Origin of the sequence: Pseudomonas sp. R3.Fl (assembly GCF_023516765.1) — a bacterium.
Taxonomy (GTDB): domain Bacteria; phylum Pseudomonadota; class Gammaproteobacteria; order Pseudomonadales; family Pseudomonadaceae; genus Pseudomonas; species Pseudomonas citronellolis.
Genome location: NZ_JAMGSO010000001.1, coordinates 455,392 through 469,791, shown reverse-complemented (window position 1 = coordinate 469,791; position 14,400 = coordinate 455,392). Strand labels below are relative to the sequence as shown.

The window sequence follows — 14,400 nt, the reverse complement described above, 5'->3', positions numbered from 1 at the left end:
CTGGAACCCTTCGCCGAAGCTGGATGCCCGTTCAGGGTGCAGCGCCACCTCAACCTGCCCGAAGAGGAGGCCTGAGATGCCCTGCTACAGCCTTGAAGGTCTGACCCCGGTGGTCGATCCGACCGCCTACGTGCACCCCACGGCGGTGCTGATCGGCGACGTCATCGTCGGCCCCGGCTGCTACGTGGGGCCGCTGGCGGCGCTGCGCGGCGACTTCGGGCGGATCATCCTGGAGGAGGGCGCCAACCTGCAGGACACCTGCGTCATGCACGGCTTCCCGGACAGCGACACCGTGGTCGAGCGCAACGGCCACATCGGCCATGGCGCGGTGCTGCACGGCTGCCGCATCGGCGCCGACGCCCTGGTGGGGATGAACGCGGTGGTGATGGACAAGGCGCACATCGGCGAGCGCTGCATCGTCGCCGCCACCGCCTTCGTCAAGGCCGGTTTCGAATGCCCGCCGCAGCGCCTGGTGATGGGCTCGCCGGCCACGGTCAAGCGCGAACTGAGCGAGCAGGAAATCGCCTGGAAGCAGCGCGGCACCGCCGAATACCAGCAATTGAGCAAGCGCTGCCTGGCCAGCCTGGTGGAATGCCAGCCGCTGGCCGCGGTGGAGGCCGACCGCCCGCGTCTGGGCGATTCCGGGTTCCGCCCGAAGGGGCAGGGCGCATGAGCCTCATTGGGGTTCGCTCCAATGGCCAGGCGGCCCGGCGGGCAGGTATAGTCGGCGCTTTATCCGCGCCCGACCGAGCCATGAGCAGTCTCGCCCCGCTGAACCAACTGATCGCCCGCTTCCAGGAACAGACGCCGATCCGCGCCAGTTCGCTGATCATCACCCTCTATGGCGACGCCATCGAACCCCACGGCGGCACCGTCTGGCTGGGCAGCCTGATCGGCCTGCTGGAGCCCATGGGGATCAACGAACGGCTGATCCGCACTTCGATCTTCCGCCTGACCAAGGAAGGCTGGCTGACCGCCGAGAAGGTCGGCCGGCGCAGCTACTACAGCCTCACCGGCACCGGCCGGCGGCGTTTCGAGAAGGCCTTCAAGCGCGTGTACAGCCCCGGCCTGCCGGCCTGGGACGGCGCCTGGACGCTGGTGCTGCTGTCGCAGTTGGCGGCGGACAAGCGCAAGCAGGTGCGCGAGGAGCTGGAATGGCAGGGCTTCGGCGCCATCGCCCCGAGCGTGCTGGCCTGCCCGCGCTGCGACCGCGCCGACCTCACCGCGACCCTGCTGGACCTGGACGCGCTGGACGACAGCATCGTCTTCGAGACCCACGCCCAGGAGGTGCTCGCCTCCAAGGCCATGCGCCTGCAGGTGCGCGAGAGTTGGAAGATCGACGAGCTGGGCCAGCACTACAGCGAATTCATCCGCCTGTTCCGCCCGTTGTGGCAGGCGCTGCGCGAGCAGGGCGAGCCGGATGCCCGGGACTGTTTCCTGGCGCGCACCCTGCTGATCCACGAATATCGCAAATTGCTACTGCGCGACCCGCAACTGCCGGACGAACTGCTCCCCGGCGACTGGGAAGGGCGCGCGGCGCGGCAGCTGTGCCGCAACCTCTACCGCCTGGTGTACGCCAGGGCCGAGGTGTGGCTGAACAGCGCCCTGGAGACCGCCGACGGCCCCTTGCCGGATGCCGGCGAGAGCTTCTACCGGCGCTTCGGAGGGCTGAACTGAGCCGGTTGGCTCGAAACATGCTTCACAAGCGCCGTACCGAGGCGGCGCTGCGGGACCACCGGCCGGACGGCCGGACCATGACGGGCGCCTGCCTGAGCGTCCGCTGATAAAAACAATGCGTGCATGAGGCTTTAGGTCATGAACCCTTCATCGATTTCCAGGGATGAGGCTTTCGAAGCGTGGTTGGGCCAGGTCAACCAGGCGTGCGGGCGTTTCGACGCGCGCACCCTGGGGCCGTCCTTCCACGGGAAGCTGCGGGAGTACCAGGGCGGTGCCATCAAGCTCAGCGTGGTCGACATGTCCCAGGTGCACCTGTACCGCACCAGCAAGGAGGTGAGCGCCAGCGGCAACGGCCACTTCTACGCGGTGTTCCAGCTCGACGGGCGCTCGCGCCTGGAGCAGGACGGCAGCCGCGTGCAGCTGGCCCGCGGCGACATCACCCTGGTGGACGCCAACCGCCCCTGCGACATGACCTACGAGGAGGACTCGCGGCAGCTGTCGCTGATCCTCCCGCGCCAGGTGCTGGAGCGTGGCCTGCGCTTCTCCGGCATCGACTGCGCGCGGCGCATCCCGGCCAGCTCGCCGGTGGCGGTGCTGGCCAACACCCTGATCCTCGAGACCACCCGCCAGAACGGCCTGGGCATGCAGGAAAGCGAGGCCACCCTCGACGCCCTGGTCAGCCTGCTGCGCCCGGCGCTGGCCGGCGCGGAAGCCGAGGGCGACAGCCATGAAAGGCTGTTCCGCAAGGCGCTGGCCTTCATCGACGAGCACATCGGCGCCGAGGAACTCTGCCCGGAACTGATCGCCCGCGAAGTGGGCGTGTCGGTGCGCGGCCTGTACCGCATGTTCGCCAAGAAGGGCCTGGTGGTGGCGCAGTACATCAAGAACCGCCGCCTGGACTTCTGCGCCGAATCCCTGCGCAACGCGGCGGGCGAGCAGAAGCTGTCGGCGCTGGGGTATGCCTGGGGGTTCTCGGATTCCAGCTACTTCTCCACGGCGTTCAAGTCGCGCTTCGGGGTTTCGCCGGGGGAGTATCGGAAGCGGTATGTGCATTGAGAGCGGCTGCAGGCGGTAGGCGGCAGGCTGCAGGCAAGAGCGTGAAGAGCCCCTCACCCCAACCCTCTCCCGCAAGCGGGAGAGGGGGCTGTCCGTGCCGAGAGGAAGAATGGTTTCAGCCGGAAATCTTCGGTGCTGCCGGCTGACTCAGAAATACCCACGCACTCCGAACGGTCCCCTCTCCCTTCAGGGAGAGGGTGCTCTCAAACCCCGTACCATAGCCTCCCAGCTCCGTAGGATGGGTTGAGAGAAGCGATACCCATCACCGCAACCGCATGGGTTTCGCAAGGCTCAACCCATCCTACGAAAAGCACATCAGCACGACCGGCGAGATTGCCCCTACCGCTCTTGCTTCCAGCCTACAGCCTCCAGCGGCTCTTCTGGCACTCCTGCCAACACGACTGGCACACAGAAAAACACCCGCACTCGCGCCCCTGGCGACAATCGTCCTCGACCGGCACCTGCCTTGTGCCCGGCCGACAAGAATCGATCGAGAGTGCCCCCTGCATGCTTTTCACCGTGAAATCCCGAATCAAGACCGGCCTCTGCGGCCTGCTGCTGGCCGTGGCCGGTGCCCAGTCCGGGCTGGCCCTGGCCGATGACCTGGCCGCCAAGGGCCAGGCCGTTTTCGAGCGCGACTGCTCCGTTTGCCACACCGCCAATGCCGGCGGCGCCAACATCATGGGGCCGAACCTGCATGGGGTGATCGGCCGCAATGCCGGTTCCCTGGCCGGTTTCAGCTATTCCCAGGCGATGAAGGACAAGGGCGCGGCCTGGAGCCGCGAGAGCCTCGAAGCCTTCGTCACCCAGCCCCAGGCCGCCGTGCCGGGCACCTACATGCCCTACCAGGGCCTGGCCGACGCCGACGAGCGCAAGGCCCTGAGCCTGTGGCTGAGCCAGCAGCACTGACCTTTCCCGGCCGCTCCCGGCGAGCGGTTCCCTGCCTGGCCCGCGGGCCGCAAGAACAGGAGTCACCATGAGCATCACCGCAACCCTGCCGCAGGTCGCCGAGTTCCTCCAGCGCCGCCACGGCTGCTTCATCGACGGCGCCTGGGTGGCCTACGACGGCCCCACCAGCGACGTGCTCAACCCGGCCACCGGCGAAACCATCGCGCAGATCGCCGACATCGATACCGACATGCTCGACCGCGCCGTGAAATCCGCCCACGCTGCCTTCAAGGCGCGCGTCTGGTCCGACCTGCGCCCGGCCGACCGCGAGCGCATCCTGCTGCGCTTCGCCGACCTGGTGGAGCAGCACGCCGAGGAACTGGCCCAGCTGGAAACCCTCAGCCAGGGCAAGTCGATCAACCTGACGCGCATGCTCGACGTCGGCGCCACCGTCGAGTTCATGCGCTACATGGCCGGCTGGGCGACCAAGATCGAGGGCCAGTCCCTGGACGTGTCCATCCCGCTGCCGCCGGGCACCAAGTTCACCGCCTTCACCCGCCGCGAGCCGGTGGGCGTGGTCGCCGGCATCGTGCCCTGGAACTTCCCGCTGATGATCGCCGTGTGGAAGCTGATGCCAGCCCTGGCCACCGGCAACACCGTGGTCATCAAGCCCGCTTCGGAAACCCCGCTGACCGCCCTGCGCCTGGCCGAGCTGGCCTTCGAGGCGGGCGTGCCGGCCGGGGTGTTCAACCTGGTCACCGGCGACGGCGCGCGCATCGGCGGCGGCCTGGCTTCGCACAAGCTGATCAGCAAGGTCTCCTTCACTGGCTCCACCGCGGTGGGCCGCAGCGTCGGCATCGCCGCCATGCAGAACATGACGCGCTTCGCCCTGGAACTGGGCGGCAAGAACCCGATGATCATCCTGGCCGACGCCGATATCGACAAGGCCGTGCAGGGCGCGCTGCTGGGTGGCCTGCTCAACAGCGGCCAGGTCTGCGCCGCGGCCTCGCGCTTCTACGTGCACGAGTCGCGCTATGCCGAGTTCGTCGACAAGCTCGGCGCGGTGGTCGCCGGCATGAGCATCGGCCAGGGCATGGACGATACTGCGCAGATCACCCCGCTGGTGTCGCGCAAGCAGCAGGCCTCGGTGCTCAAGCACATCGAGACCGCCCGCCGCGAAGGCGCCCGGGTGGTCTGCGGCGGCGAGCCGATGGACTGCGACGGCTTCTTCGTGCGCCCGACCGTGCTGGCCGACGTCACCCAGGACATGGCCGTGGCCCACAATGAAGTCTTCGGCCCGGTGCTGGCGGTGCTTTCCTTCAAGGAAGAGGACCAGGCCATCGAGATGGCCAACGACAGCGAGTACGGCCTGGGCGCCAGCCTGTGGACCAACGACCTGACCCGCGCCATGAACCTGGTGCCGCGCATCGAATCCGGCACCGTATGGGTCAACGCCCACGTGCTGCTGGACCCGAGCATGCCCTTCGGCGGCGTCAAGCAGTCCGGCATGGGCCGCGAGTTCGGCCGCGCGGTGGTCGAGGCCTACACCGAGATCAAGTCGGTGTGCATCGCCCACTGAGGGCGCCTTGCGTGGCGTGCCGCGCGGCGGCACGCTACGCCGCTTTCCCGGATGGCGGCAGAGGAGGCTGATCGCATGTTCGCCCTGACCCTGCGTGTGGCGCTGGCCTGCCTGCTGCCGTTCGCCGCTATCTTCCTGCTCGACGCCATGCCCGGCGTGCACCCGGCCTGGGACTTCGCCAACGTAGCCGGCTTCGTCGCCGGGGCGCTGTTCCTGCTGCTGTTCGCCTACACCGGCAAGCCCATGGCCCGGCCGCGGCACGACGGCAAGTTCTTCATGGTGCTGCACCGCGACCTGTCGTTCGTCGCCGCCGTGCTGTTGGTCGTCCACGTGGCGGTGCTGCTGGTGGATGAGCCGCTGGTGCTCGACGAACTGCTGCCCAGCGCGCCCTGGCACATGCTCGCCGCCGATGGCGCGACGCTGCTCCTGCTGCTGATCCTGCCGCTGAGCCTGACCGCCGTGCGCCGACGCATCTGGCCCAGGCATGCGGACTTTCGCCGCTGGCATTATGGGTGGAGCGCCGCCATCGTCGCCCTGGCCGGCGTGCACATGATCGGCGCCGGCTACTACAGCGGCGCCACCTGGAAGGCCGTGCTCTGGGGCGCGCTCAGCGTCGCCGCGCTGGCCTGGCCGCTGCTGCCGCGGCCCACGCCGCACTATGCCGAGGGCGGGCGCCGGCGGCACAGCGCCTACCTGGCCAGCCGCCTGAGCCTGGGCGTGCTCTGCGCCGGCCTGGCCCTGGCCGGGCTCTATGCGCTGCTCGGCAGCGTCGACCTGCCGCTGCTATGAAGCGCTGGTACCTGCTGTTGGCCATCCCGCTGCTGGCGGCCTTCGTCCTCGGCGCGCGGCACGGCCACGACCAACTGGTGCGCCAGCACCCGCTGCTGCCGATGAACTTCGACCACACCAACCACGGCAGCATCAACTGTGTCACCTGCCACCACGACTTCGTCGACCGCTCCACCTCGGCCTCGCCCAGCGGCAGCCGCACCTGCGTGCTCTGCCACAAGGAGTCGCCGCAGCTGGCGGTGACCATCGAGCACGACTTCCACCAGTTCTGCGAAAGCTGCCACCTCAAGCGCCTGCAATCCTTCCAGCAGGCCGGCCCGGTGCGTTCCTGCAAGGGCTGCCACACGCCGCCCGCGATGGCGGGCGCGCCTTAGTTGAGGATCAGCAGGCGCGGGTATTCGCGCAGGTGCGAGGAGGTGATCTGGGCGAGGGAGCGCATGGCCCCCAGCGGGTCGTCCAGGCGGTAGTTGGCGGTGATGCTGACGTCTTCCAGGCGCTCGTCGGCATTGACGATCCAGCCCGGGTAGTAGCGCCGCAGTTCGGCCAGCACCTGGCTCAGCGGGCAGTTCTCGAACACCAGGCGGCCCTGCACCCAGGCCAGCAGGCGCTGGCTCTCGCCGTTGTGGCGGCGCTCGCCGAAGCCGCCGGGGCCGACGCGGATGCTGTCGCCGGCGCCGAGGCTGACGCGGGTGTCGTCGCCGGCGCTGCGCAGGTCCACCTCGCCGTGCTGCACGCTGACTTCCGCCTCGTTGCCCAGGTAGCGCACGGCGAAGGCGGTGCCGCGCACGCTCACCTGCACCGGGCCGGCCTCCACCTCGAAGGGGCGGCTGCGGTCGTGGGCCACGTCGAAGTAGGCTTCGCCGCGGAACAGCCGGGCGCTGCGGCGCTGCTCGTCGAGGTGGCTGGACAGGGCGGTGTCGGTGTTCAGCAGGATGCGCGAGCCGTCGGCCAGTTGCAGGCTCTGGCGCTGGCCCACGGCGGTGTAGTGGTCGGCGCGGATGTGCGTCAGCAGGTCGCCCTGCAGGGCCACGCCGAGGGCCAGCAACAGCCCGGCAGCGGCGGCGAAGGAGCGCCAGCGCCGGCGCTTGCGTTGCCGCGCCTGGTGCTGCGCCTGGGACTCCAGGCCGGTGGCGGCCAGGCCGAGCAGCGGCGAGTCCCACAGGCTGCTGGCGTGCCGGAAGGCGTTGGCGTTGGCCGGGTGCGCGGCCAGCCAGGCGTCGAAGCGCGCGCGGGTGGCGGCGTCGGCGTCTTCCAGCTGGATCAGCCAGTCCAGCGCTTGGGCCAGGTGCGGGTCCGGGGCGGTCACGCGGCGTTCCTCGAATCGGGGGCGCACATTGTGGGCCAGCCGCGGGCCGATGGGTAGCCCGTCATGCCGGCGGTTCCAGGCGCCCGAGCACGCCGATGCAGATGGCCATGATGAGCTTCAGCTCCTTCTGCACCGTGCTGGGCGATACCCCCAGCTGCTCGGCGATTTCCGCGTAGCCGCAGCCGTGCAATCGGCTGAGGATGAAGATCCGCTGCTGGCGCGGGGTGAGGCGTTCCAGGGCCGAGCCCAGGCGCTCCAGCAACTGCTCGGCGTGCAGGCCGTCCTCGGCCGAGCTCTGGCTGGAGGGCACCGCCTGGAGCACCTCCTGGGGCACGTCGTCGAGCAGGGTGCGCGATTGCATGCGCAGGTGGCGCAGGTGGTCCAGGGCGAGGTTGCGGCCGGTCTGGAAGAGGAACGGCTCCAGGTGTTCCACCGGGCGCTCGCGCAGGGTGCGGGCCACGCGCAGGTAGGTTTCCTGGACCAGTTCTTCGGCGATGCTGGGGTTCTTCACCATTCTCGCCAGGGTGCGCAGCAGCGGGGTGCGTTGGGCGAGGAACACGGTGTCGAGGTGGGAAAGGCTCACGCGACGTCCATGCAAGTCATTTTCTGATGAGAATCATTATCGTTCGACGGGCATTCTCGGCACAAGCCGGGGCGCCGAGAAAAAAAGAGCGAGGCCCGCCAGCGCGCGCCTCGCTCGTCCCTCAGCCGGCTTGTGAGGGAAAAGGGGGAGGGGCTCAGGCCTTGTCGGCCTTGCCGGCGGCCGCGGCGAACTTCGCCAGGCGCACGTCCAGGCGCCGCGGGCGGCGGCCGTGGTCCTCGGCCTGCTCCTTGCGGCGGATGGCGTTGCGCACCATCAGCGAGCCCAGGTAGCGCACCGGTTCCGGCGGGAAGTGGCCGAGCGGCCCCTGGGCCAGCGGCGAGCGCGTCCACTCGTCGTCCAGGCCCTGCACCAGCGAGGCGAGGAGCTGCCCGCCCATGTGGCAGGGGCCGACGCCGCTGCCGGAGTAGCCGAAGCCGTAGAAGATGTTGCCGCCGGCGCCGAGCCGGCCGAAGAACGGCAGGCCGGTCACCGAGCGGTCGGAGGGGCCGTTCCAGCTCGCCGCGATGGGCACCTCGGCGAAGGTCGGGAAGAACTCGCCGAGGCTGCGCCGCAGCAGGCCGAGGTAGGGCGAGGGCTGGTCGAACACCGGCAGCATGCGCCCGCCGTAGGCGAAGGTGTTGCCTCCCTTGCCAAGCATGAGCCGGCCGTCCGGGGTGTTGTGGTAGTAGTGCACGAAGATGCGCGAGTCGAGCACGGTCACCCCCGAGGTCAGGCCGATCTGCCGCAGCAGGTCCGGGCGCGGCTCGGTGATGATCATGTCGCTAGAGACGATCGCCACCGTGCGCTCGAACTGCGGGAAGGCCCGCGCCATCCAGGCGTTGATCGCCAGCACCACGCGGTCCGCCGCCACCTGGCCATTGGGCGTGTGCACGCGGGCCGGGTGGCCTTCCTCCAGGCCGGTCATCGGCGTGCCCTCGTACAGCCGCACGCCCAGCTGCAGCGCCACCCGGCGCAGGCCGCGCACCAGCTTGCCCGGCTGCACGCTGGCGGCGGCGGGGGAGAACCAGCCTTCCAGGTGCTTGTCCGAGCCGGCCATGCGCCGCACGTCCTCCAGCGGGCGCTTGGCGAAGGAGTTGATGCCGTGCTTCTCCAGTGCGGCGATCACCCCGTCGGTGGCGCCGACCTGGGCGGCATTGGTCGCGGTGTACAGGGTGCCGTCCAGGCGGTAGTCGGCATCCATCCCGTACTTCTCGCAGAATTCGCCGATGGCGTGGATGCTGCGCTCGGAGGCCTTCACCAGGCGGATCGCCTCGGCCAGGCCGAACAGCCGCTCCAGGGTGAAGAACTTCGCCGACCAGGACAGCGCGCAGCCGCCGTTGCGCCCGCTGGCGCCGGCGCCGCAGATGTCGGCTTCGACTATCACCACGTCCAGCCCGGGGTTCTGTTCCTTGAGCTGGATGGCGGTCCACAGGCCGGTGTAGCCGCCGCCGACGATGCATACGTCGGCGCGGGTGTCCTGTTGCAGCGGGGCGGCCCTGTCGCTGTCGTGCTGCAGGGCCTGGGCGAGCCAGAAGGGGCGCATGGGGAGTCTCCGTGATCGGGGCGCGGGTAGGGGCGTTCGGTGTGCGGTTTATCGGGCGGGGTGGGCACGTCCCTGTGCCCCGGGAATCAGGAGCGCGCCGGGCGCACCTTCAGGGGGCGGTTCGGCGTGGCCGGGGCGCTCTTGCGCGCGCCTTCGGGCAGGCTGTTCCAGTGCGGCACCAGGATGGCGGCGGCGATCAACGCGGTGACGGTGAAGCCGATGAACACGCTGTAGGTGTCGAAGTAGCCGGGCAGCAGGCCGCCGAGGATGGCGCCCACCGAGCCGCAGCCGTTGACGAAACCGGCGGCGGTGCCGGCGGCCTTGCCGGTGCCGAAGTCGATGGCGGCGGCGCCGCTGATCATCGAGTCCGGGCCGTAGAGGGTCAGGCCCATCATGAACAGCAGGGCGAACACCAGCATCGCGCTGCCGGTCTGCATGGCCGGGACGAACAGCGCCAGGCACGCGGTCAGGCCGATCAGGCTGATGACGCAGGCGGGCATGCGCCGGGCGCCGAACAGCTTGTCCGAGGCCAGGCCGATGAGGATGGGGCCGAGCAGCCCGGCGATCTCGAAGGAGGTCGGCAGCACCGCGGCGCCCACCTTGCCCAGGGCCGGCATGCGTTCGTAGACGATCACCGGGCCCCACAGCAGGATGGCGTAGCGCGCCGGCTTGAGCAGGAAGTAGGCCAGGCCGAGGGTCATCACGGTGCGGTTGCGCAGCACGGCGCCGAGGGTTTCCCAGAAGCCGGGGTTCTTGCCCTGCTCATGGAAGCCGGCGTAGTGCACGGCCTGCGGCTCGTCCGCCTCGATCGGCGGCAGGCCGACGTCCTGCGGGCGGTTGCGCTGCAGCAGCAGGAACAGCAGGGCGACGCCGCCGACCACCGCGGCGCAGGAGTAGAAGGCCGCGTGCCAGGTGCCGAACACGCTGTAGGCCCACCAGCCGGCGAAGGGCGAGGCGACCAGGCCGCCGAAGGCGTAGCAGGTGCTCCACAGGCCGAGGATGCGGCCGCGCTCGTGGGCGGCGAAGAAGCTGCCCATGTTCTTGCACAGCCCGGACCAGCCGGTGGACTGCGCCAGGCCCTGGATGACCATGCAGCTGGCGAAGATCGGCACGGTGGCGAAGGTGCCCATGACCAGGGCGGCGAGGGTGGAGATCGCCAGGCCGCCGAACACCACGATGCGCGGGCCGAAGCGGTCGGCGAAGACGCCCCAGGTGAACTGGCCCACGGCGTAGGCGGCCAGGTAGATGGCATCCATGTCGGCCATCATGGCCTTGTCCAGTTCGAAACTCGTGTCCTCGGCGATGCCGAGCTTGGCCACGGAGAAGGCCTTGCGGGTGAAGTAGAAGGCGGCGTACGCGAGCCAGGTGATCGCGAAGATCTGCACGCGCCAGCGCTGCATGGAACCTTTGCCCGCGTGGGCTGCGGTGCCGGTGGGGTTGCTCATCTGATCTGACCTCGTTGTTGTTGGAGTGCCGGCAGTCAGGGAAAAACTTGTTGTTGTTATATGAGCGGGCCGTACCTTTCCGGAGGTGACGGGTCAGGGCGAATGCGGGTGAGGTTGCCGTGGGCCGGGGCCCGTGGTGAAACGCATGGAAACAAGTTCGAATAAATAAATAAAATCGATTTATCAAATTTTAAAAATAAGTCTGACTTGTAAGTCACGGTGCCGGGTGACTACAGTGGCGACCTTCCCGACCCCTACGGAGCCAGGCCCATGCAGGTTTCCCACGCGCAACTGAAGGCCTTCCACGCCGTGGCGCTGACCGGCAGCTTCACCCGCGCCGCCGAGCGCCTGTTCCTCACCCAGCCGGCGGTTTCCGACCAGGTGCGCAAGCTGGAGGAGCGCTACGGTGTGCTGCTGTTCCACCGCAACAAGCGCTCGGTGCGCCTGACCGACCTGGGCGAGCGCCTGCTGGCGGTGACCCAGCGGCTGTTCGTCATCGAGGCCGAGGCCCACGAGCTGCTGGCGGCCTCCAGCGCCCTGCAGACCGGCAACCTGACCCTGGCGGTGGACGCCGCGGTGCACCTGCTGCCGCAGGTGGCGCGCTTCTGCCAGCGCTACCCCGGCATCCACGTGCGCATCGAGAGCGGCAACACCGACGAGTCGCTGCAGTCGCTGTTCAACTACCGGGCCGACCTGGCGCTGCTGGGCCGCACGGTGGAGGACGAGCGGCTGCTGTCGGTGACACTGCGCAGCGACCCCATAGTCGCTTTCGTCGCCAGCGGCCATCCCTGGGCCGGGCGCGAGTCGATCCGCCTGGCGGACCTGGACGACGCGCCACTGGTGTTGCGCGAGCAGGGCTCGGTGACGCGCCAGACGCTGGAGGAAGAAATGCACCGCGCCGGCCTGCGCATCCGCCCGGCCATCGAGGTGGAAGGCCGCGAGGCCGCGCGCGAGGCAGTGGTGGCGGGGATCGGCCTGGGCGTGGTGTCGGCTGCCGAGTTCGGCGCCGACAGCCGGGTGCATGCTTTGCCGATAGTCGATTGTGAAAGGCGGATGAGCGAGACGTTGGTGTGCCTGCGCGAGCAGAGTTCGCGGCGGATAGTGTCGACCTTTCTCGATGTGGTGCGCGAGGACCTGGGGGAGGGGGCGTGCTCTTCGTAGGAGCGAGCTTGCTCGCGAACGGGATTTGCCGGCGGTCCAGGCGCTGGGTTCAAGAGCCCCTCACCCCAGCCCTCTCCCGCAAGCGGGAGAGGGGGCTGTCCTGAGTGAGCGGTGAGTCCGGAGCCATCCTGATACTCCTGGCTACGCCGTCATTCCCTCCGTAGGGCGTATAACCGTTCGCGGTTATACGCCGGTAGGCCTACGCCCCGCCATCCTCCGCCAGCTCCAGGAACGCACTCACCACCCGCAACCCGCGGCGCCGCTCCAGGCAGCCGAGGGAATGCCGGTTCACCAGCGCCTCGCCGAGCAGCGGCACGGCGCGCACCCGCGGGTCGCGGCTGACTTCCAGCGAGGAGACGATGCCGATGCCCAGTTCCGCCGCCACCGCCTCGGTGACCGCCTCGCGGCTGCTCAGCTCCATCAGCACCCGCGGCTGTATCGGCAGGGCGCCGCAGGCGCGGTCGAAGGTGCGGCGGGTGATGGAGTCCGGCTCGCGCAGCACCATGATCTGCTGGTCCAGCTCCGCCAGCGGGATGCCCTCGCTGCGCCCGCACCAGGCGTGTTCCGCCGGCAGCAGCGCGCACAGGTGAGATTCCACCAAATCGCGCAGGTACAGCCCCGGCCGTTCGTCCACCTCGGTCACCACGGCCACGTCCACGTGCTCGCTGAGCAGCGCGTTGAGCGTCTCCTGGGCATTGCCCAGGCGCAGGTTGACGGTGATGCCGGGGTAGCGCGCGCGCAGGCGGGCGAGCAGGGGCATGACCAGGTGCGGGCCGTCGGCCGCCACCTCGATGCGCCCGCTGAGCAGCTTGCGGTTGGCGTCCAGCAGCGTCTCGGCCTCTTCCTCCAGGGCGAACAGCGTGCGGCTGATGGCCGCCAGGCGGCGGCCCTCCTCGGTCAGCTCCACGGCGCGGGCGGTGCGGCGGAACAGGTTGACCTGGTAGTGCTCTTCCAGCGCCTTGACGTGCCCGGTCACCGCCGGCTGGCTGATGAACAGGCGCTCGGCGGCGCGGGTGAAGCTGCCTTCGCGGGCCACGGCGTCGAAGGCGCGGAGCTGGAACAGGTTCATGGGGTATAGGTCCGACTTATGCCTGGGATCATGACAAACAATTTGAGCGATAACTCGTCGCTTGGCAACGTATGTCCAGGCCCGGTCGACGGGCCGCGACAAGAACCTCACCCCGCACAGGTTTTCCCCTGATAGAGGAACCGAGCATGAGCACTGCCGAGCGCGCGCCCATCCTGTTGACCCCCGGCCCCCTGACCACCTCCCCGCGGACCCGCCGCGCCATGCTGGTCGACTGGGGCTCCTGGGACAACGATTTCAACGCCCTGACCGCCGAAGTCTGTTCCCGCCTGCTGGCCATCATCCATGGCGAAGGCAGCCACACCTGCGTGCCGCTGCAGGGCAGCGGCACCTTCTCCGTCGAGGCCGCGGTGGGCACCCTGGTGCCGCGCGACGGCAAGGTGCTGGTGCTGATCAACGGCGCCTACGGCAAGCGCCTGGCGAAGATCTGCCAGGTGATCGGCCGGCAGTTCAGCACCTTCGAAACCGAAGAGGACGTGCCTACTACCGCCGAGGACGTCGACCGCCTGCTCGCCGCCGACCCGGCCGTGACCCATGTGGCGCTGATCCACTGCGAGACCAGCACCGGCATCCTCAACCCGCTGGAAGCCATCGCCAAGGTCGTCGAGGCCCACGGCAAGCGCCTGATCATCGACGCCATGAGCTCCTTCGGCGCCCTCGACATCGACGCCCGCAAGGTGCCCTTCGACGCGCTGATCGCCGCTTCCGGCAAGTGCCTGGAAGGCGTGCCCGGCATGGGCTTCGTCTTCGCCCGCAACGAGTCGCTGGCGGCCAGCGCCGGCAACTGCCACTCCCTGGCCATGGACCTGCAGGACCAGCAGGCCTACATGGCCAAGACCGGCCAGTGGCGCTTCACCCCGCCCACCCACGTGGTCGCCGCACTGCACGAGGCGCTGAGCCAGTACGAGGAGGAGGGCGGCCTGGCGGCCCGTCACAATCGTTACGCAGACAACTGCCAGACTCTGCTGGGCGAGATGGCCAAACTCGGATTCCGCAGCTTCCTCCCTGCCGCGATCCAGGCGCCGATCATCGTCACCTTCCACGCCCCGCGCGATGCCCGCTACAGCTTCACCGAGTTCTACAACCGGGTGCGCGAGAAGGGCTACATCCTCTACCCGGGCAAGCTGACCCAGGTGGAAACCTTCCGCGTCGGCTGCATCGGCCAGGTCGATGCCCAGGGCATGCGCGAAGCGGTGGCGGCCATCGCCCAGACGCTGCGCGAGATGGAAGTCTTCGAGATCTGAACCCCTTTCCCGGCGCAGGCCCGGCCTGCGCCCGACAACAGG

General features: G+C 69.1%; 14 protein-coding genes. 9 read left to right on the top strand and 5 right to left on the bottom strand.

Going from position 1 to position 14,400, the window contains the following annotated elements; genetic code table 11:
• The first annotated feature begins 76 nt into the window (after positions 1-76).
• From paaY to M8R19_RS01790, 7 genes are all read left to right on the top strand, one after another.
• Positions 77-673: a phenylacetic acid degradation protein PaaY gene (gene paaY / locus M8R19_RS01820; RefSeq protein WP_074978580.1), complete on the top strand. Its 597-nt coding sequence runs from the start codon at positions 77-79 to the stop codon at positions 671-673.
• An 80-nt stretch (positions 674-753) separates the two neighbouring features.
• Positions 754-1,677 (top strand): phenylacetic acid degradation operon negative regulatory protein PaaX, encoded by a 924-nt coding sequence (gene paaX, locus M8R19_RS01815; protein ID WP_074978581.1) that lies wholly within the window; start codon positions 754-756, stop codon positions 1,675-1,677.
• Between the two features lie 138 nt (positions 1,678-1,815).
• Positions 1,816-2,733, top strand: a complete 918-nt coding sequence (gene feaR / locus M8R19_RS01810; protein ID WP_074978584.1) for a transcriptional regulator FeaR — start codon at positions 1,816-1,818, stop codon at positions 2,731-2,733.
• Between the two features lie 507 nt (positions 2,734-3,240).
• Entirely contained in the window at positions 3,241-3,642 is a 402-nt protein-coding gene (locus M8R19_RS01805; RefSeq protein ID WP_249916844.1) for a c-type cytochrome, read from the top strand.
• 67 nt (positions 3,643-3,709) lie between these two features.
• Complete coding sequence (locus tag M8R19_RS01800; protein WP_249916843.1) at positions 3,710-5,200, top strand: aldehyde dehydrogenase family protein; 1,491 nt, start codon at positions 3,710-3,712, stop codon at positions 5,198-5,200.
• Positions 5,201-5,275: 75 nt separating this feature from the next.
• Positions 5,276-5,989: a ferric reductase-like transmembrane domain-containing protein gene (locus M8R19_RS01795; RefSeq protein ID WP_249916842.1), complete on the top strand. Its 714-nt coding sequence runs from the start codon at positions 5,276-5,278 to the stop codon at positions 5,987-5,989.
• On the top strand, positions 5,986-6,363 hold the full coding sequence (locus M8R19_RS01790) for a cytochrome c3 family protein (protein ID WP_009622446.1): 378 nt from the start codon (positions 5,986-5,988) through the stop codon (positions 6,361-6,363). The genes M8R19_RS01795 and M8R19_RS01790 overlap by 4 nt, the downstream gene beginning before the upstream one ends.
• Here the strand turns inward: M8R19_RS01790 and M8R19_RS01785 are convergent.
• The 4 genes from M8R19_RS01785 to M8R19_RS01770 all read right to left on the bottom strand — a co-directional run bounded on the left by M8R19_RS01785 (position 6,360) and on the right by M8R19_RS01770 (position 10,866).
• Positions 6,360-7,295 (bottom strand): FecR family protein, encoded by a 936-nt coding sequence (locus M8R19_RS01785; protein ID WP_083280398.1) that lies wholly within the window; start codon positions 7,293-7,295, stop codon positions 6,360-6,362. The genes M8R19_RS01790 and M8R19_RS01785 overlap by 4 nt on opposite strands.
• A 61-nt stretch (positions 7,296-7,356) precedes the next feature.
• Positions 7,357-7,878, bottom strand: a complete 522-nt coding sequence (locus M8R19_RS01780) for an RNA polymerase sigma factor (RefSeq protein WP_043271738.1) — start codon at positions 7,876-7,878, stop codon at positions 7,357-7,359.
• Positions 7,879-8,032: 154 nt separating this feature from the next.
• On the bottom strand, positions 8,033-9,421 hold the full coding sequence (locus M8R19_RS01775) for an FAD-dependent oxidoreductase (protein ID WP_074978595.1): 1,389 nt from the start codon (positions 9,419-9,421) through the stop codon (positions 8,033-8,035).
• Positions 9,422-9,507: 86 nt separating this feature from the next.
• The gene (locus tag M8R19_RS01770; protein ID WP_249916841.1) at positions 9,508-10,866 is read right to left on the bottom strand and encodes an MFS transporter; all 1,359 of its coding nucleotides are present in this window, start codon (positions 10,864-10,866) and stop codon (positions 9,508-9,510) included.
• Positions 10,867-11,136: 270 nt separating this feature from the next.
• Here M8R19_RS01770 and M8R19_RS01765 point away from each other — a divergent pair, with 270 nt between their 5' ends.
• Entirely contained in the window at positions 11,137-12,027 is an 891-nt protein-coding gene (locus M8R19_RS01765) for a LysR substrate-binding domain-containing protein (RefSeq protein ID WP_074978599.1), read from the top strand.
• A gap of 199 nt (positions 12,028-12,226) precedes the next feature.
• Here the strand turns inward: M8R19_RS01765 and M8R19_RS01760 are convergent, their stop codons facing one another.
• Positions 12,227-13,096 (bottom strand): LysR substrate-binding domain-containing protein, encoded by an 870-nt coding sequence (locus M8R19_RS01760; protein WP_043271735.1) that lies wholly within the window; start codon positions 13,094-13,096, stop codon positions 12,227-12,229.
• A 146-nt stretch (positions 13,097-13,242) separates the two neighbouring features.
• Between M8R19_RS01760 and M8R19_RS01755 the strand changes: the two genes are divergently transcribed.
• A complete protein-coding gene (locus tag M8R19_RS01755) occupies positions 13,243-14,358 on the top strand; it encodes a 2-aminoethylphosphonate--pyruvate transaminase (protein WP_249916840.1) in 1,116 nt (371 codons plus the stop codon).
• Positions 14,359-14,400 lie beyond the last annotated feature (42 nt).

What these genes read in the sequence shown, in the direction of transcription:
- M8R19_RS01775 (WP_074978595.1), bottom strand. Translation starts at nt 9,421, where the DNA reads ATGCGCCCCTTCTGGCTCGCCCAGGCCCTGCAGCACGACAGCGACAGG.
- feaR (WP_074978584.1), top strand. Translation starts at nt 1,816, where the DNA reads ATGAACCCTTCATCGATTTCCAGGGATGAGGCTTTCGAAGCGTGGTTG.
- M8R19_RS01770 (WP_249916841.1), bottom strand. Translation starts at nt 10,866, where the DNA reads ATGAGCAACCCCACCGGCACCGCAGCCCACGCGGGCAAAGGTTCCATG.
- paaX (WP_074978581.1), top strand. Translation starts at nt 754, where the DNA reads ATGAGCAGTCTCGCCCCGCTGAACCAACTGATCGCCCGCTTCCAGGAA.
- M8R19_RS01795 (WP_249916842.1), top strand. Translation starts at nt 5,276, where the DNA reads ATGTTCGCCCTGACCCTGCGTGTGGCGCTGGCCTGCCTGCTGCCGTTC.
- paaY (WP_074978580.1), top strand. Translation starts at nt 77, where the DNA reads ATGCCCTGCTACAGCCTTGAAGGTCTGACCCCGGTGGTCGATCCGACC.
- M8R19_RS01805 (WP_249916844.1), top strand. Translation starts at nt 3,241, where the DNA reads ATGCTTTTCACCGTGAAATCCCGAATCAAGACCGGCCTCTGCGGCCTG.
- M8R19_RS01790 (WP_009622446.1), top strand. Translation starts at nt 5,986, where the DNA reads ATGAAGCGCTGGTACCTGCTGTTGGCCATCCCGCTGCTGGCGGCCTTC.
- M8R19_RS01755 (WP_249916840.1), top strand. Translation starts at nt 13,243, where the DNA reads ATGAGCACTGCCGAGCGCGCGCCCATCCTGTTGACCCCCGGCCCCCTG.
- M8R19_RS01760 (WP_043271735.1), bottom strand. Translation starts at nt 13,096, where the DNA reads ATGAACCTGTTCCAGCTCCGCGCCTTCGACGCCGTGGCCCGCGAAGGC.
- M8R19_RS01765 (WP_074978599.1), top strand. Translation starts at nt 11,137, where the DNA reads ATGCAGGTTTCCCACGCGCAACTGAAGGCCTTCCACGCCGTGGCGCTG.
- M8R19_RS01800 (WP_249916843.1), top strand. Translation starts at nt 3,710, where the DNA reads ATGAGCATCACCGCAACCCTGCCGCAGGTCGCCGAGTTCCTCCAGCGC.